Annotated in this window: 12 protein-coding genes; 7 read left to right on the top strand and 5 right to left on the bottom strand. The window is 64.2% G+C overall.

Annotation, left to right across the window (positions count from 1 at the left end; all coding sequences use genetic code 11):
- Positions 1–79: 79 nt before the first annotated feature.
- From rlmM to H7A19_14580, 5 genes are all read right to left on the bottom strand, one after another.
- Complete coding sequence (gene rlmM, locus H7A19_14600; protein MCP5476058.1) at positions 80–1,348, bottom strand: 23S rRNA (cytidine(2498)-2'-O)-methyltransferase RlmM; 1,269 nt, start codon at positions 1,346–1,348, stop codon at positions 80–82.
- Between the two features lie 203 nt (positions 1,349–1,551).
- Positions 1,552–3,345, bottom strand: a complete 1,794-nt coding sequence (locus tag H7A19_14595; GenBank protein MCP5476057.1) for an acyl-CoA dehydrogenase C-terminal domain-containing protein — start codon at positions 3,343–3,345, stop codon at positions 1,552–1,554.
- 67 nt (positions 3,346–3,412) lie between these two features.
- The gene (locus tag H7A19_14590) at positions 3,413–3,922 is read right to left on the bottom strand and encodes a hypothetical protein (GenBank protein MCP5476056.1); all 510 of its coding nucleotides are present in this window, start codon (positions 3,920–3,922) and stop codon (positions 3,413–3,415) included.
- Between the two features lie 12 nt (positions 3,923–3,934).
- Positions 3,935–4,330, bottom strand: a complete 396-nt coding sequence (locus H7A19_14585) for an MAPEG family protein (GenBank protein MCP5476055.1) — start codon at positions 4,328–4,330, stop codon at positions 3,935–3,937.
- Positions 4,331–4,338: 8 nt separating this feature from the next.
- Complete coding sequence (locus H7A19_14580; protein ID MCP5476054.1) at positions 4,339–5,724, bottom strand: DUF839 domain-containing protein; 1,386 nt, start codon at positions 5,722–5,724, stop codon at positions 4,339–4,341.
- Between the two features lie 722 nt (positions 5,725–6,446).
- Here H7A19_14580 and H7A19_14575 point away from each other — a divergent pair.
- From H7A19_14575 to H7A19_14545, 7 genes are all read left to right on the top strand, one after another.
- The gene (locus H7A19_14575; GenBank protein ID MCP5476053.1) at positions 6,447–9,125 is read left to right on the top strand and encodes a TonB-dependent receptor; all 2,679 of its coding nucleotides are present in this window, start codon (positions 6,447–6,449) and stop codon (positions 9,123–9,125) included.
- Positions 9,126–10,102: 977 nt separating this feature from the next.
- A complete protein-coding gene (locus tag H7A19_14570) occupies positions 10,103–10,585 on the top strand; it encodes a transcription/translation regulatory transformer protein RfaH (GenBank protein ID MCP5476052.1) in 483 nt (160 codons plus the stop codon).
- Between the two features lie 171 nt (positions 10,586–10,756).
- Positions 10,757–11,212: a MarR family EPS-associated transcriptional regulator gene (locus tag H7A19_14565; GenBank protein ID MCP5476051.1), complete on the top strand. Its 456-nt coding sequence runs from the start codon at positions 10,757–10,759 to the stop codon at positions 11,210–11,212.
- 69 nt (positions 11,213–11,281) lie between these two features.
- Entirely contained in the window at positions 11,282–12,730 is a 1,449-nt protein-coding gene (locus H7A19_14560; protein MCP5476050.1) for an O-antigen ligase family protein, read from the top strand.
- A complete protein-coding gene (locus H7A19_14555) occupies positions 12,723–14,000 on the top strand; it encodes a nucleotide sugar dehydrogenase (GenBank protein MCP5476049.1) in 1,278 nt (425 codons plus the stop codon). The genes H7A19_14560 and H7A19_14555 overlap by 8 nt, the downstream gene beginning before the upstream one ends.
- Positions 14,001–14,282: 282 nt before the next feature.
- On the top strand, positions 14,283–16,007 hold the full coding sequence (locus tag H7A19_14550) for an ABC transporter ATP-binding protein (protein MCP5476048.1): 1,725 nt from the start codon (positions 14,283–14,285) through the stop codon (positions 16,005–16,007).
- A 250-nt stretch (positions 16,008–16,257) separates the two neighbouring features.
- Complete coding sequence (locus H7A19_14545; protein ID MCP5476047.1) at positions 16,258–17,079, top strand: FkbM family methyltransferase; 822 nt, start codon at positions 16,258–16,260, stop codon at positions 17,077–17,079.
- Positions 17,080–17,137 lie beyond the last annotated feature (58 nt).

The raw sequence follows: 17,137 nt of genomic DNA, 5'->3' as shown, positions 1-17,137 counted from the left end.
TTAAGCCTGCACCAGCCCGATGACAACCGCCTAACGGTTCTGCGTCAGCGTAGAAGACCGAGGGAGGTGCAAGAATCTTTCAGCGCTTGCCGCGCGGCTTGCGCGAGCCTGACGACGGCGGTTTCCTGCCGGCGGCGGCTCTGGCGCCTGCAGGGGCTGCCTTGCGGCCGCTGGCTGGCTGGCCCGACTTCAACGGCGGAGCATTGGCCGCGGTCTGGCGTGGGCCTTTCCCGGGCCGTGTCGCTTTGGCGGCTGCCGGCGGCTGCGATCGGGTCGCTCGATCCGACAGACGGCTGGCGGCCGCCTCGCGCAGCTTCGGCAGCTGAATCTGAGCGCCGGGAATCACGGCAACGGTCAGTTCCTCACGATCGTGATAGAGCTGACGCGCCCGCACCGAAAAACCCATGCGCTGCAGCGGGCGCAGCACTGCCCTGGCCTTGTCCCAGGCGTCAAAGCGCTTCTTCATCGGCAGCTTGAGATTGAAGATCGCCGCCTTGCACCAGCCCGATTGCAGCCAGCGCGCCATGAGTTCGGCTACCTTGCCCGGTTTCTCGACCATGTCGCAGACCAGCCAATCCACCGGGCGCGGCGGGCGATAGCGAAAGCCATCCTCGCGCAGATGCTGCACCAGACCGCTGTGCATCAAGGCCGGCGCCATGGGGCCGTTGTCGATGGCGGTCACCCGAATCCGGCGCGCCACCAGTTGATAGGTCCATCCGCCCGGCGCCGCGCCCAGATCGACCGCAGTGCCGCCAGCGACCAGCCAGCGTTCGCGTTCGTCTGGACTCATCAATACCTGGAAAGCCTCTTCCAGTTTCAGCGTGGATCTGGATGGCGCTTCGCGCGGGAACTTGAGGCGCGGAATGCCCCCGGAAACGGGGGCGGCGCCGGCCGGCGGTGAAGGTCCGACCAGCGCATGCGTACCGGCCAGCATCCAGACTTGTGCCCGCCCTGTTCCGCCCGGACGGACCAGGTCGCCGAGTCGCGCCTGGAGCGCGCCCACGAGCGGCGCCAGTGGTTTGGTGGCCTCACTGTCGGGGGTGAGCACTGTCAGTGAGGAGAGCGGCCCCAGCGGCCGCAGAGCAGCGGAGATCGGACTGACCCGATCCTTCACGCTGAGATCCCTGAGCTCGGCTGCCACCTGTATCAGATCCCGCGCGAACACCAGATCCGCCAATCCCGGATGCGTGCCGGCGGCGCGCACCCGAACCACGGCCGACTGCTCGGAACGGACGCTCGCTGCAACCCCCTGCACCGCGAACCAGGCCGACAGCTCGTCCATCAAGTCGGGTTCGAAGCCGACCCGGCAGAGCAGGGCCAGCTCCGGCAGAGCAGATGTGTCCGTCATCGGTATCCATGCCGTCGTTGGCGGCCGTGCAGTTGCCGCAAGGGGAATGATTGTGCCGCAGCGGGCTACGTGACATCGCGAGGCCTGCCGTCACGTAGGCCCTGCGGGCCAACGTGACCTACGGACAAAAGCCATCGCGGACAGAGTCCGCTCCCACAGCCACCCCGCCACTGCAGGAGCGACCTCGCGTCGCGACCAGGCCCTCAGGCCAACGCAGCCTCGACGCTGGTGGTCAGCGACTCGGCGCCCGCGCGCACGCCGGCGGCGTGGGTCAGGGTGCGCGGCAGCAGGCGGTCGAAGTAGAAGCGCACCGTCGCCAGCTTGGCTTCCTTGAACTCGGCGGTACCGGCATAGCTGGCGCGAGTCGCGGCTTCAGCCTCGCGGGCCATGAAATAGGCCATGGTGACGTAGCCCGAATAGAACAGGTAGTCGACCGCCGCGGCGCCGATCTCCTCGGCATTCTGCGCGGCCTTCGTGCCGATTTCGCGGGTCAGGGCTTCCCATTCCTTGGCGTGCTTCGCCACGCTGGCCACGAAGGGGGCGATGGCGGCGTTGTCGCTGTGGGCCTGGCAGAAAGCGCCGATCTCGCCCAGGAAGTGGCGCAGACCGACGGCCTGCTGGCCCATGATCTTGCGGCCCAGCAGATCCAGCGCCTGGATCTGGGTGGTGCCTTCATAGATGGTAGTGATGCGGGCATCACGCATCAGCTGCTCCAGACCCCATTCGCGGATGTAGCCGTGACCGCCGAGCACCTGGATGCCGTGGCTGGTGCACTCGATCGCCAGCTCGGTGAGCATGGCCTTGCTGATCGGCGTGAGGAAACTCAGGATTTCGTCGGCGCGCTGCTTGACGGCCGGGTCGGTGTGCCTGGACACCAGATCGACTTGCAGCGCCGAATAGAAACAGAGCGCGCGGCCGGCTTCGCCGAAGGCTTTCTGGGTCATCAGCATGCGCCGCACGTCCGGGTGCACGATGATCGGATCGGCCGGCTTGTCCGGGCGCCGCGGTCCCGACAGCGCACGCATCTGCAGGCGGTCCTTGGCGTAGGCCAGGGCGTTCTGGTACGAGATTTCGATCAGGCCCAGACCCTGCACGCCCACGCCCAGGCGCGCCGTATTCATCATGGTGAACATGGCATTCAAGCCGCGGTTGGGCGGACCGATCAGATAGCCCTCGGCCTCGTCGAAGTTCATCACGCAGGTGGCCGAGCCCTTCAGGCCCATCTTGTGTTCGATGCTGCCCGGGGCCACCGGATTGCGCTCGCCGACGCTGCCGTCGCGTGCCACCTTGAACTTGGGCACGATGAACATGCTGATGCCCTTGGTGCCCGCCGGCGCATCCGGCAGGCGCGCCAGCACCAGATGCATGATGTTCTTGCTGAGATCGTGATCGCCCGCGGTGATGAAGATCTTGGTGCCGGAAATCCGGAAGCTGCCATCCTCGTTGGGCTCGGCCTTGGTGCGCATCAGGCCGAGATCGGAACCGCAGTGGGGCTCGGTCAGGCACATGGTGCCGGTCCATTCGCCGCTGAGAATGCGCGGAATGAACACCTCGCGCTGCCATTCCTCGCCATGATGGGTGAGCGCATCCACGGCGCCAGCGGAGAGCAGCGGATAGGTGCCCCAGGCCACGTTGGCGGATTCGATCATCTCCTTGAAGACATAGCCGACGCTCTCGGGCATGCCCTGGCCGCCATACTTCGGATCTCCGCACAGGCCGGTCCAGCCGCCCTCGACGAAGCGGTCATAGGCCTCCTTGAAGGCCTTGGGCGTGGTGACCGAGCGGCTTTCCTTGTCGAAATGACAGCCTTCCTCGTCACCGATGACATTGGTCGGCGTGAGTACCTGCTCGCAGAACTTGGCGCCTTCCTCAAGGATGGCTTCGACCAGTTCCCGGCTGACTTCTTCGCCGCCGGGCAGTTGCGCATAGATGCTGGGGGCATCGAGGACGTCAAACAGCACAAAACGCATATCGGTCAGCGGAGCGGTGTAGTTCATGAGTCTTTCCTTTCAGGAGCAGGCTTGAAGTTGGGTTTGGCAGATCGGGGGCAGTTGCGACAGGCTGCTAGCGGAAGGATCCGGGCTTGCCCGGCGTGGCTCGCAGTCGTCCGTCGTAGCGCAGATCGAAGCGGACGTTGGGTTCCGAGCACTTGAGCTCGCCTTCCAGCACATAGGTCATGGTCGAATCGGTGGTGAGCGTGGACAGTGCCGGTAGCGAGTCCACGCTGCCGAGATCGATGCGGACGATATCGCCCGAGATCGGCGGCAGGGTCTGGTCCAGTGGCTGGCTGCCCTTGGCCGCGGCGGTCTGATCCAGGATCAGACGCCAGTCGAAGCGTTGCAGCGTTACCGCCATGCTCGACGGGCTGTCGAAGCGCACCCGCGCCACGTATCGCCCGTCGACGGTTTCGATTTCCTGCAGGCTGATGGACGGCGGGCCCAAGACCCGGCGCGGGCCGGCGCAAGCGATCAGCGCCAATGCCAGCAAGGCCAACGCCGCCCAGCCCAGGACACGGCGAAGCTGGCCGGGTGCTTTCCAGCGAGTTTCGATACCAACACGCACAGATTCAGTCATGGCTACACCGCTTCAGTGGAACAGGGGTCGGATCAGCAAGGTCAGCGACAGGCCGAGAATGACCAGCCAGGTCACCAGTACGCCGTAGAAGCGGCCGACACTGTGCCCGGCGCTGGTGCTCATGCCCCAGGCGTGCAACAGCCGGGCAATGAACAGTGCCGCACCAGCCACATGGATGAAGACTGCTCCGATGCCGCCGGCCTCGGCCAGCGCCAGCAGGATCAGCGCGATCGGCACATATTCGCTGGCGTTGGCATGGATGCGCACCCGCCGCTCCAGCAGGCGGTTGTCGGAGACGCCAATGCCGATCTTGGCCGCGCGCCGCACCTGCACCACGCGAAAGGCCAGCACCAACAACAACAGTCCGCACAGCCCTGCATAGATCGATGTAATCGGAAACAAGCTCATATTGATCCTCAGCTACTCAGCCAATCTTCCCACGGCCCGGTGATGGCGACCGTGAATCCCGGTCGCTGGATGTTCGCGAACAGCCAGCGACCATCGGGTGATACGCAGCAACCGGCCCATTCAGAGGCGCCGAAGTCGACGCCTTTCACGCTGGTGTGGTTCTCGGCGATGGTGCGCACCCGCCCGTCGCGGCCCAGCCAGTTGAGCTTCATGTGCTGGCGCAACTTGCTGTCTTCGCAGACCACCATGCCGCCGCCCGGGCCTTCGCCGATATTGTCGGGGTAATCCATCAGCGAACGGTCGCTGACTTCGTACATCAGTTCCAGTTCGGCACTGCGCGGATCGTAGCGCCAGACCTGGCCGCCGCCGGCATCACCGCCGGAGGTCGAGGTGAACCAGATGCCGTCGCTACGTCCGAGGCAACCCTCAAGGCGCAGGAACAACGATCCGCCGCCGGCCAGTCCCTGGCTGAGTACGCCGCCCTGGTCACGGGTGCCTGGCGTATGTCCCAGCAGTGGATCGGCGATCGGTGCCCAGCGCACGCGCCAGCGCTGGCCCACGCGAACGCCGCGCCGCAGATCAGGACCGCCCTCGGCGCAGAGCATCTCCAGTGTGCCGCCCGCCGCCAGATCGCCCGGCTTGCGCGGCGTGTACCGATAGAAGCCGGCGGCGACCTCGCGATCTTCGGTCAGATAGGCCTGCCCCGTGTCGGCATCGAATGCCACTGCCTCATGCCTGAACAAGCCCATGTCGTAGATCGGGCGCGCCTGCGCCGGACCGCTGGCGCTGACTTCGAAGGCCAGCCCGTGGATCTGCCTCAGCCTTCGGGCGCGCACACTACTGCTCGCCGGCACTACCTGATCGCGGTCGATCACGATCTCCTCGCCGCTGATCCAGGTGCCCCAGGGGCTCACACCGCCGGAGCAGTTGACCAGCGTGCCAGTCAGCGCCGCCTCGGCGCCGAGCAGGCGTTCCTGGGCCAGATCCACGATCAGGCGCACGCAACCACCGCCGCAGTCGGCGTCATAGGCCGCATCAGGAGCGGCGAAGGCACCGTTAGCGTCCACCACCTCCTGGTTTCGAATCAGGGTGATGCGATCGCCGTCGCTGGCGACCACCCCCATGCCATCGGCGGCCGGCGGAATGCGGCCGCCGCCGTTCAGCGCGTCGCCGGTCCAGGCAAAGGAGAAATAGCGGAAGCCCTTGGGCAGGCGCAGCAAGGGCAATCCAGTGGTGGCGTCGGTAGCGCGCACCAGAGAATCGCCCGCCGACATCCCCCGCAATGGCGGATTACGGTGGCAGGCCTGCAGCGCGCCGAGTCCGCCGCCCAGAGTCGCGGTAAGGCCGAGTCGGAGGGCATGACGAAGGAACTGGCGGCGCTGAGCGGCGGGCATGGGCCTCGGAGGAGATACGCGAGAGTATGGAGAATACGACAGCGGGCTGGCCCTCAGGGCAACGGCACGCAGTCGATCCACATCAGCGGGACGCTGGCCGGGCGCGGTCTTGATGGACTTCGGCTATCCGCATCGCCGCTGCTGGCAGCTGCTGCAGAGCAAATCGCCATCGCCTGGAGAGTCGAGCTGGTGCCCTCAGGCGCTGAAAGACCGCCGACGAGGACGGGGGAAACATTAAATTTTTGCTGTGAAGGCTTAAATTCGGCGGTCGAAGGCTACCTCTGATCGGCAAATCATCGGCGACACCGACAGCGTCCCATGGTCCCCTTTGCGCAGGTTCAGCCTGCCCCATGTTGGCCCCGCTCATCCGCCGGCCGCTGCGATCGGACCCGATCGCGAGGCGCGGAATCGGCGAAAGCGCGGGGCCACGCATTTGTTTCGTAACACATTTTTTGCGCCACGTCGGGCCTTGTCGGTGGCAGCCATCCATACGATCGAAGCGCCGACTGCAGCAGATGCCAAGGACTGAGCAAGCATCCTGAGCACCCGGGAAGGCCAATCAGGAGAAATGTTGCAAAAACACAACAGCACGAAGGCACTTTTGCAACCGTTAGCTTTTTGTTAGTGTCCCCCTCGCTCAGGGATGGGGCTAGGACGAAAGTCCTGTCAGGAAGGCAAAAAGTCCCGAGAAGTATCCGTGAAGTCTTTTTGGAGAGTGCTAAATGAGCTTGCAACTTCGTGAACTGAATCGCGCCATCACCGCCGCGCTGGCGTTTGGCTCGGTGGCTGCCCTGACGGGAGTCCCGGCTTTCGCGCAGGACGACGATAGCGACACCGCACAGATGGAGACCGTCGAGGTCACCGGTTCGCGCATTAAGCGCACGGATGCCGAAGGCTCCGTTCCGGTCACCGTGATTGATCGTCAGGCGCTGGAACTCAGCGGCGACGTGTCGGTTGCCGACTATCTGCGTAACACCACTTTCAACTCCTTCGGCTCGTTCCGCCCGCAGTCCGGTTCGTCGGCGCAGTCTTTCGCCGAACTGTCCCTGCGTGGTCTGGGCGGCGCCCGTACCCTGATCCTGATCGACGGCCGTCGTGCACCGACCGCCCCGCAGGTGGGTCAGGCACAGGATCTGAACACCATTCCGCTGGCCGCCGTCGAGCGCATCGAGATCCTGACTGATGGCGCATCCGCCATCTACGGTTCCGACGCCATCGGTGGTGTGGTCAACGTGATCACCCGTCGCGACTTCACCGGTGTCGAAATGACCATCGGTGCCAGCGACCCGAAGAACTCGGGCGGTGAGACGGAAGAAGGTTCGGTGATCTTCGGTGCAGCGGGCGACCGCGGCAGCGTCATCGCCGGCGCTTCCTACAGCAGCCGCGGCATCATCTTCCAGGGCGATCGCCCCTGGTCGCAGGGTGGCGCGTCCACCTTCTCGAACAACCTGATGGTCGCCAACCCGGCACCGGGCACGCTGTACGGCTTCGTGCCGGGCGGCTTCGTGGCCAACCCGACCAACGGTTCGGTCCCGGGTAGCGCTGCCTGTAATGCACCCGGCTTCTTCACCGGTGGTTCGGGTTCGTCGCAGCGCTGCTTCTACGACTTCACCTTCGTCGCTGCTGACGAAGCGGAACTGCGCAACCAGTCGCTGTTTGCTCGTGCCAACTACGAGATCAACGAAGACTGGTCGACCTACATGAACGCGAGCGTGAGCCGCGTCAAGTCCTTCGGTCGTTATGCGCCGGTGCCGTCCTCGCCGTTCCCGGGTGGCCAGCCCTTCATCCCGGTCGGTTCCCCGAACCATCCGGCGATCCGTCTGCCGGGTCAGGGCTACAATCCGGATACCCCGTACTTCCTGCGTCACCGCTTCGCAGCACTGGGTAATCGCGACACCTCGACCGATGCCAACACCTACTACTTCGAACTCGGTTTCGATGGTCGTATCGGCAACTTCGACGTCAACTTCGGTGGTCGTCACGTCGAGTCCAAGTATCTGGAACTGGGTCGCAACTACGTTGTCGGCGCCATCGCCGCGCAGTTCATTGCCGACGGTCGCTATGACATCTACAACCCGTTCGCCAACCCGCGTGACGTTCTGGATTCGATGATCGCTACGATCAACCGCGAAGGCGGCACGATCATCGAGGAACTGTACGCTCAGGCCAACGTCGATCTGTTCGAAATGAACGGCGGCGTGGCTGGTCTGGCCTTCGGTGCCGAGTACCGCGACGAGTCCTACGAGGACATCTTCGACACCCTGCAGTCCTCGGGCCAGATCGTCGGTTCGGCCGGTAACTCGGCTGCCGGTGGTCGTTCGGTCAGCGCTGCTTATGTCGAAGCGCTGTTCCCGGTGCTGGACAACCTCGAGTTCAACCTGGCGGCGCGTTATGACCGTTACAGCGACTACGGCACTGACACCTCGCCGAAGATCTCGGTGCGCTACACCCCGATCGAGAACCTGGTGCTGCGCGCCAGCTACGGTCAGGGCTTCCGCGCTCCGACGCTGGACATCCTGACCCAGCAGCCGTCGTTCTCGGCTGACACCGTCACCGACGCCGCGACCTGCGTTGCATTCGGCCTGCCGGCCAACTGCTCCACGCAGATCAATGCCTACGTGATCGCCAACCCGAACCTGTCGTCCGAGTCCTCCGACCAGTGGTCGGTGGGTCTGGCGTGGGACGCGACCGACTACTTCAACATGTCGCTCGACTACTACGACATCAAGATCGACAATCGCGTGTCGAACGTGTCGTCGCCGACCATCGTCAACTGCCTGCTGGGCGCGCAGACCAACTGCCCGCCGGGACTGGGTAACCTGCCGACCAACGTCAATCCGCCGAATCCGGCTCTGGGTCTGGGCGTTGCCCGCGCCCCGGGTACCGGCGAAATCCTGTACATCCAGCGCGGTGCGGTCAACCTCGGTACCATCGAGCAGACCGGTCTGGACGCCAACTTCCGCACCAACTGGGATTTCGGCGACTACGGCAACATGCGTAACCAGTTGACGATCAGCCGCACCTTCCACTCCAAGATCGACGGCGGTGCAAATGGCGTCGACACCTGGAGCCAGCCGCAGGATCGCGCAGTGTTGACCAATGAGTACACCATTGGTGACTTCAACTTCGCCTGGACCATCAACTACATCGACGGTACGCAGTCCTTTGCCAACAGCGTTGGCGATCCGGACTACCCGCAGCGTCTGCCGGCATGGGTCACCCATGACCTGCAGGCCACCTGGAGCGCTCCGTGGAATGGTCGCTTCACCCTGGGTGTGACCAACGTGGCTGACAAGGATCCGGTGCTTGATCCGTATCAGCCGACCGGTCGTCCGTTCGACTTCGGCCTGTACGATCAGTACGGTCGCGTCCCGTACTTCCGTTACACGCAGACGTTCTAATAACAAGCTGTATCTGTAGCACTTTCGAAGGGCCCGGCAACGGGCCCTTCTTTTTTGGACGAGACCCTGGAATCCCGGCTCTAGTAGCCCGTTGTGCGGCGCAGCCGCTCAGCGGGGCTCTTCGCGTCACCTCCCGGACAGCGCTGGCGCGCAGTTCGGGCTACAACGGCCAAGCAGCTGCTCTTGTAGCCCGTTGTGCGGCGCAGCCGCTCAGCGGGGCTCTTCGCGTCGCCTCCCGGACAGCGCTGGCGCGCAGTTCGGGCTACAACGGCCAAGCAGCTGCTCTTGTAGCCCGTTGTGCGGCGCAGCCGCTCAGCGGGGCTCTTCGACGCGCCTCCCGGACAGCGCTGGCGCGCAGTTCGGGCTACAACGGCCAAGCAGCTGCTCTTGTAGCCCGTTGTGCGGCGCAGCCGCTCAGCGCAGCTTTTCGCGTCACCTCCCGGACAGCGCTGGCGCGCAGTTCGGGCTACAACGGCGCAGGCTCTTGTAGCCCGTTGTGCGGCGCAGCCGCTCAGCGGGGCTCTTCGCGTCACCTCCCGGACAGCGCTGGCGCGCAGTTCGCGCGGCCAAGCGCGCAGTTCGGACAGCGCTGGCGCGCAGTTCGCGCCAAGCAACGGCGCAGCCGCTCAGCGGGGCTTTTCGCGCGTCACCTCCCGGACAGCGCTGGCGCGCAGTTCGGGCTACAACGCTGCTCTTGTAGCCCGTTGTGCGGCGCAGCCGCTCAGTGGGGCTCTTCGCGTCGCCTCCCGGACAGCGCTGGCGCGCAGTTCGGGCTACAACGGCCAAGCAGCTGCTCTAGTAGCCCGTTGTGCGGCGCAGCCGCTCAGCGGGGCTCTTCGCGTCACTTCCCGGACAGCGCTGGCGCGCAGTTCGGGCTACAACAACCGATGCGCGCTTGCGATTGTCGCCAAGCACGGGCTATCGTGTGTTCAACGATTGAACGGGCAACTCTGCGCTTGCTTTCCTGGTTTGCGGTCATGACCAAACCCCGTGGCGAGGCCGAGGCACAGATGTGCCTGATGCGGCAGGGTTTCGAGACCCTGTTCCCGCGCACCCGGCGCACGGTGAGAGCCGCTTCCGGCATGGTGGTCCGCACCGAATCGCTGTTCCCACGTTATGTCTTCATCCAGACCGATCCGGCGCTGCAATCGCTGGAGCCGGTGCGCAGCACGCGTGGCGTAAGCACCATCGTGCGTTTCGGCGGCGAACCGGCGCGGGTACCCGATGCCGTCATCGAGCAGATCAAGTCCCGAATCGATCTCTACGACGGTTTCGTCAGGCTGGCGGCGCCAGATCTGGCGCCCGGTACACCGGTGAAGATCAACGAAGGCCCATTCAGCGGGCTGAACGCCATTTTTGCGGCGGCACACGGTGACGACCGGGTGCGGCTGTTGTTGACGATGTTGGGTAGCGAGCGCGAAGTCGTGCTCCCCCGCAGCGTGCTCGGCGCCCGCATCTAGGCGCACCGACAACCCGGCTTTGTGGCCATGCGGGCCTACACCGCAGGGCGGCAGCGTGGGGGGTCTGGTTCAAGCAAGTCCCCAACGCCGCCCCACCTGTGGGAGCGGGCTCCGCCCGCGATCTTCGCCTGCAAGCCGGACAGAGTTCGCGGACAGAGTCCGCTCCCACAGATGCGCATTGCGCGCGATCCACGGGGCAGGCTGATTCAAAAGCAACATCCGGCACATCTGCCAAGCGCTCAACCCAGGAGCCCGTTGGACGACGACACCCGCTACCGCTTGCTGCGACTGCTCACCGAACATCCGGAGCTGTCGCAGCGCGAGTTGGCCAGCGAGCTCGGGATGTCGCTGGGCAAGACCAACTACTGCCTGCGGGCGTTGATAGGCCGCGGCTGGATCAAGGTGCAGAACTTCCGCAACAGTGACAACAAACTGGCCTACGCCTATGTGCTCACGCCCGCCGGCGTGGGGGCAAAGTTCCGTGCCACCGCAGAATTTCTTCGTCGCAAGCAAGGCGAGTACGCACGTCTGGAGCAGGAGATTGCTGCACTCAGACGGGAAGTCGCGGAACAGGCTGGTGAGGATGAGTCGTTCCAGAATCTGTCCGAGACGGGTCAGTCAAGCTGAGATGCCCGCTCGGGACGCCATGGATGGGCCCATCAGCTGACTAGCGCGCTTCCTCGTCAGGAGTTTGAAGTGCAGGCCAGCGGCCGTCGTCGCCGATCCCGCCGACGGCGAGCCGATGCCGCCTCCGCGGTGCGGCTGCCGTCGCAGCGGCCAGCAGGTATCACCGCCCTGTTCATCCTTCTGCTGGCCATGCTGCTCGGCGGCGGTACGCGCAACGATCTGATGTCCGATCTGACCGTGCAACTGGCGTCATCGGTGGTGCTGGTCTGGGGTTTGAATCGCCTGTCCTGGGCCCAGATAAGTGTGCCGACAAGGCACTTCCTGCTGCTGGTTCTGGCGGTGGCGCTGTTGCCGCTCATCCAGTTGCTGCCCTTGCCTACAGTCCTGACACATGCCATGGCGGGTCGGGATGTGCTGTCCGCCGGGCGTGAGTCTCTGGGACTTGGCAGCCCGATGTTTGCGCCCTGGTCGCTGGATCCCAATGCCACTTTGGCCGCCCTGCGTGGGCTGTTGCCTGCTGCAGCGCTCGCAGTGATCGGCTGCCAGCTCAATGCCATCTGGCTGAAGCGTCTGTCCCTGGCGGTGGTGGCAATTGCGCTGATGATGGTTCCGCTGGGTATCGCCCAGGTCGCCCAGGGACCGCACAGCGAACTGCGCCCCTATGTGCCGACCAATGTTCACGATGCCGTCGGCCTGTTCGCCAACCGCAATCACTACGCGGCATTTCTGGCGACCGCGCTGGCGCTGGTCATGGCTCATCTGGTGCGCAGCGGATATCGCCATCTGCCCCGATCGACGGGTCACCTGATTCGGGTGGGGTGGATCCTTGCCGGCGCCATGCTGCTGCTGGGGATCGTGCTGTCGCGATCGCGCGGTGGTGTGGGCATTGCCGGGCTGGCGATGCTGGTCTGGCTGGCAGTTGCTTTCATCCGTCGCCGCCGCGACAAGGAAACTTATTATTGGCTGTTGGGTTTCGCCTGCATCAGCGGTCTGCTGGCCTTCCAGTTTGGCTTTCTCGCCATTGCCGATCGCCTGAATCAGCAAGGCGATATCCGCATCGATGTCTTTGCCGATGTCATGGCCCTGAGTGGCCGCTTTGGCTGGCTGGGCACAGGGCTCGGCAGTTTTCAGGCCATGTATGCGGCCTACGAGCCCCTGGAACTGGTAGGAGCCAAGATTCTCACGCATGCGCACAATGACTGGGCGGAGCTCTGGGTGGAACTCGGTCTGCTGTTGATTCCGGTGACCCTGGCCTTCGGATACTGGTTCTGGAAGCGTTTGCAGGGCTTGCGTGGGCGCGGCTCGCACCATGCTCTGCACCTCGGCGGTGCGCTGATCGTGGTGATGCTGTGCCTGCACTCGCTGGTGGACTACCCGCTGCGCACCACCGCAGTGTCGACCATGTTCGTTCTGGCCTGCCTGCTGCTGGTTAGTCCCTTGCCGCCTCGTCAAGAGGGCGAGCCCGGCCCGGGCATCAGCCCGCGTCCGCCAGAGTTGGCACGGGATCGCCATGATTGAGCTCCCACAGGCAAAGCCTGCCGTGATCGGTCTGGGCTATGTCGGCCTGCCGCTGGCGCTGGCCTTTGGCCGACTGCGAGACACAGTCGCCTTCGACATCAACCCGGACCGCATCAAGGCCTTGCAGGCGCGACAGGACAACACCGGCGAATGCAGCCCCGAGGACGTGGCAGCCGCGGCAAGGCTGATCTTCACTTCCGACAAGGATGATCTGCGCCACGCCAATGTCTACATCGTGGCGGTGCCGACGCCGGTGAATCAGCACAAGTGGCCCGATCTGACGCCGCTGATGGCTGCCACCGTGACCGTCGCCGATGTACTCAAGGTTGGCGATGTCGTCATCTTCGAGTCAACCGTCTATCCCGGCGCGACCGAAGAGGTTTGCGTACCCATTCTCGAGCAGCACAGCGGATTGCGCTTCAACGAGGACTTCTTTGTCGGTTACAGCCCGGAGCGCATCAACCCCGGTGATCGCCAGCGCCGTCTGCCCGACATCGTCAAGGTCACCTCCGGCTCTACGCCCGAAGCCGCCGAACTCATCGACGCGCTGTATCGCGAAATTGTTCCTGCCGGCACCCATCGTGCGCCTTCGATCCGTGTGGCCGAAGCCGCCAAAGCCATCGAAAACACCCAGCGTGACGTCAATATCGCCCTGGCCAACGAGTTCGCCCAGTTGTTTGCACGACTTGGCATCGACAACGAAGCGGTACTCGCGGCAGCGGGCAGCAAGTGGAACTTCCTGCCCTTTCGCCCGGGTTTGGTGGGCGGGCATTGCATCGGCGTGGATCCCTACTACCTGGTGCACAAGGCCCAGGCAGTGGGCTACCACCCCGAGTTGATCCTTGCTGCCCGACGCATCAACGAGGGCATGAGCGAGTACGTCACTGCCGAAGTGCTGAAGCTGATGGCGCAACATCGAATCAACATTGTCGGCGCGCGGATACTGGTGCTGGGAATCACCTTCAAGGAAAACTGCGCCGATGTGCGCAACACCCGCGTGGTGGAGATCGTCCGCGCGCTCATGGGCTACCACGCGCAAGTGGATGTGCATGATCCCTGGGCCGACAGCGAGGAATGTCAGCGCGAATACGCCATCACGCTTTGCCAGCAACCAGAGCCTGCTGGCTACGATCTGATGCTGCTCGCCGTCGCCCATCGACAGTTCGCCGAGCAGACCCGGGATGAGATTCGGCGGTACCTGAAGCCGGATGGCCTGCTGCTCGACCTCAAATACGCCGCTGCACGCGGGAGCGCCGATGCCAAGCTCTGACCGCCCCGGCTGTTGTAGAGCGGAGCTTGCTCCGCTGCCTCTGCCTGGCTTCCATGCAGCCCGCAGAGCAAGAACCGCACACCCTGCCGAGCAAGCTCGGCACTACCAAAGCCTCGTACGCCGCCGCTCCCATGCGGAAACGGCAACGGCGCTGATGCAAACATTGATCCCGTGCTGAGCATCAACGGCGCCCCGGCCGAAAATTCGGCGAAGCACGCCGAGGCCCCGCTGGAGGGGCTCGGGTCTTACCTGCGCACCTTCCGGGAGTTCATCGGCGGGCGCATGTATCTGGTATTCGCACTGATGCTGGTCGAAGCGCTGCTGGAAGGCGTCGGCATCGTCATGTTGCTGCCGCTGTTGCAAACCTTGGACAGCGGCAGCGCCGCGCCAGGACGTTTCGCCGCATGGATCACGGAGGGGCTGACGGGCCTGGGAATCCAGGGTGCGGTACCGGTGTTGTGTCTGGTCGCCGTGGTGTTTCTGGTCAAGGGTGCGATTGCCTTCGCCGCCAGCGGCTACGGTGGCTTTCTGCGGGCGCAGCTGCAGAAATCGCTTCACTCCAAGCTCTACGACGCCTATTCGCGGATGAGCTATCGCTATTACACCTCGCGCGACACGGGCTATTTCTTCAACCTGTTCGGCCAGGTCTTCTCGTTGATCAGTGCCTTCCAGAGTTTTTCGGGTTTCATGGTCGGCCTGATCAAATCAGCGGTCTATCTGGGCATGGCCGTCATCGTCGCCTGGCGCTTCGGTCTGGCAGCGCTGGCGGTCGGCTTTGGTCTGTTTTTCCTGTTTCGCCAACTTACGCGGCGCATTCGCGACCTGTCGCGCGAATCCGCCGAGCATATGGGGTCGGTGTCCAGCACCTTTGTCCAGACCATCCAGGCCTTCAAGTATCTGGCCGCCACCCATACCGCCGAGCCCTTGCGCAAGCATGTGCTGGCCAATGTCGAGCGCACCGGTGATCTGGGCGCCCGATTGAATCTGGTCATGGCCTTCACCAACGCTGCGCGCGAGCCCATTGCTGTGCTGGTGATCATATTGATCGTGGTGGTCCAGCTCTCGGTGTTCGAGCAGCCGCTGGCACCCATCATGGTATCCATCCTGTTGTTCTATCGCGGCATCAACGCCGTACTCGGCGTGCAGGCCAATTGGCAGAGCGTCCAGGCGCAGGCCGGCGCGGTCGAAGTCGTTCGCGACGAGTTCCGTCGCCTGGCCAGCGAGGCCGAGCCGAACGGCATGGTGAGCGCTGCACTCCTGCGTGAGGGTATACGCTTCGATCAGGTGTCCTTTGCCTACGACAGCCGCAAAGGTGATGTGCTCTCGCAGGTGTCCTTTGCCATCCCGGCGCGCTCCACGGTTGCCTTGGTTGGCGCCTCCGGGGCCGGCAAATCCACCGTCATCGACCTTCTGACCCTGTTGTTGCCGCCGCGCACCGGCGAAGTACGCATCGATGGCATCCGCGGTACCGAACTCGAGAAATCCAGCTGGCGCCGCCAGATCGGCTACGTGCTGCAGGATGCGGTCATCTTCGACGACAGCTTTGCCAACAACATCTGCCTGTGGAGCGGCGACCCCAAGACCGATCCGGCGCTGATGGAGCGAGTACGCAATGCCGCCAGAAGCGCACACCTGCTCGAGTTCATCGAATCCTCGCCGGACGGCTTCGATTCCCTCGTCGGCGACCGCGGCATCCGCCTGTCCGGCGGACAACGCCAGCGCCTGTTCATCGCCCGTGAACTGTTCAAGGAGCCCAGCCTGCTGATCCTGGACGAAGCCACCAGTTCACTCGACAGCGAGGCCGAGCGCGTCATTCAGCAGAGCATCGACGAGCTGCGCGGCCGCATGACCGTGGTGATCATCGCCCACCGCCTCGCCACCGTGCGCACCGCCGACCAGGTGCTGGTGTTTGACCAGGGTCGACTGGTGGAGCAGGGCGACTACGCCAGTCTGCGGGAGCGAGAAGGATCCCGCTTCAGCGCCATGGTGGCGGCGCAGGCGTTATGAGCAGGAATCGATATCCACTCCGGAAGGTCGCGATTGCAGTAGTGCGCCCGACCGTATGTGAAGTTGCTCGAAGCCCCGTAGGTCACGTTGTCCGCGCAGCGGACTACGTGACAACAAACTTCCACACAGTTTCGCGGCCCGGCCCAGCCCGGCCCTCAATTCACACACACGAAGTGCGCGCAGTCACTTGAGCACCCTCGCACGAATTGCGCGGCACCCAGCCAATCAGGGCCGTGTGATCCCAGCCGTCATGCGCTATTTCGCATGGCAATTGGCCAAGAGAAGTTTCGCCGACCATTGGGACATTCCCTATCACGGCCTCACGCTACGCTGTCACCGAAACAGCCATTCGGCCAGCGCCGCGCTGTACTTCAACGGTCTCCCGGACTTCCGCGAGATGAGCTTCATCAGGCGCTATCTGCGCCCCGCCGATACGTTCGTCGACATCGGCGCGAACGTGGGCGTGTACACCCTGCTGGCCGCCGCGCTGGTCGGAGCGCAGGGCAGAGTCCATGCCTTCGAGCCCGGTACCCAGACTCGAGCGCAGCTGGCTGAGAACGTGGCCTTGAATCGATTGTCCTGTGTCAGTGTCCACGCCTTCGCGGTATCCGACCGAGCAGGAAGCGCGTCGCTGACCGCGAACGTCGACGATTGCGTCGCCAGTCTGGTGCCGGCGGATGCAGGGGCTGATACCGCGCATGTCGAGCAGATCACCTGCGTGACCCTGGACGAATTCCTGCCCGACGAGGATTTCGCCATGGCCAAGATCGACATCGAAGGCGCCGAACCCCTGGCTGTCCGCGGCGCGCTCGGTCATCTGGGCCGCGGCAATCCGCCGGTACTGCAGATCGAAATGGACGGATACAGCAAGAAATTCGGCGTCGAAACCCACGACTTCATCGCCGAACTCGATCAGGCCGGTTATGACGTCGGCATCTACGATGTGGCCAGCAATTCGATAGAGTTCACTCGCACCCCTTGGCTCAGCGGCGTCTTGAACGTGCTCGCGGTCAGTCGCGCTCGCCGAGATGAAGTGACGGCGCGCCTGGCAGAGAAGCGGTCGCAGCCATGATCGTCAGGAATCCCGCCACCCGTAGGCCGAGTGCGTCGCGCAGCGGCTCACCGGCGCT

This window comes from Rhodanobacteraceae bacterium (genome assembly GCA_024234055.1).
In the GTDB taxonomy this organism is placed as follows: Bacteria; Pseudomonadota; Gammaproteobacteria; order Xanthomonadales; family SZUA-5; genus JADKFD01.
The sequence above is the reverse complement of the archived record's forward strand: the minus strand, read 5'-3'. Positions and strand labels throughout refer to the sequence as shown.

Coding starts and splice junctions, on each gene's coding strand:
- H7A19_14580 (MCP5476054.1), bottom strand. CDS start 5,724: ATGCCCGCCGCTCAGCGCCGCCAGTTCCTTCGTCATGCCCTCCGACTC.
- H7A19_14550 (MCP5476048.1), top strand. CDS start 14,283: ATGTATCTGGTATTCGCACTGATGCTGGTCGAAGCGCTGCTGGAAGGC.
- H7A19_14590 (MCP5476056.1), bottom strand. CDS start 3,922: ATGACTGAATCTGTGCGTGTTGGTATCGAAACTCGCTGGAAAGCACCC.
- H7A19_14575 (MCP5476053.1), top strand. CDS start 6,447: ATGAGCTTGCAACTTCGTGAACTGAATCGCGCCATCACCGCCGCGCTG.
- H7A19_14565 (MCP5476051.1), top strand. CDS start 10,757: ATGCGCATTGCGCGCGATCCACGGGGCAGGCTGATTCAAAAGCAACAT.
- rlmM (MCP5476058.1), bottom strand. CDS start 1,348: ATGACGGACACATCTGCTCTGCCGGAGCTGGCCCTGCTCTGCCGGGTC.
- H7A19_14595 (MCP5476057.1), bottom strand. CDS start 3,345: ATGAACTACACCGCTCCGCTGACCGATATGCGTTTTGTGCTGTTTGAC.
- H7A19_14570 (MCP5476052.1), top strand. CDS start 10,103: ATGACCAAACCCCGTGGCGAGGCCGAGGCACAGATGTGCCTGATGCGG.
- H7A19_14555 (MCP5476049.1), top strand. CDS start 12,723: ATGATTGAGCTCCCACAGGCAAAGCCTGCCGTGATCGGTCTGGGCTAT.
- H7A19_14585 (MCP5476055.1), bottom strand. CDS start 4,330: ATGAGCTTGTTTCCGATTACATCGATCTATGCAGGGCTGTGCGGACTG.
- H7A19_14545 (MCP5476047.1), top strand. CDS start 16,258: ATGCGCTATTTCGCATGGCAATTGGCCAAGAGAAGTTTCGCCGACCAT.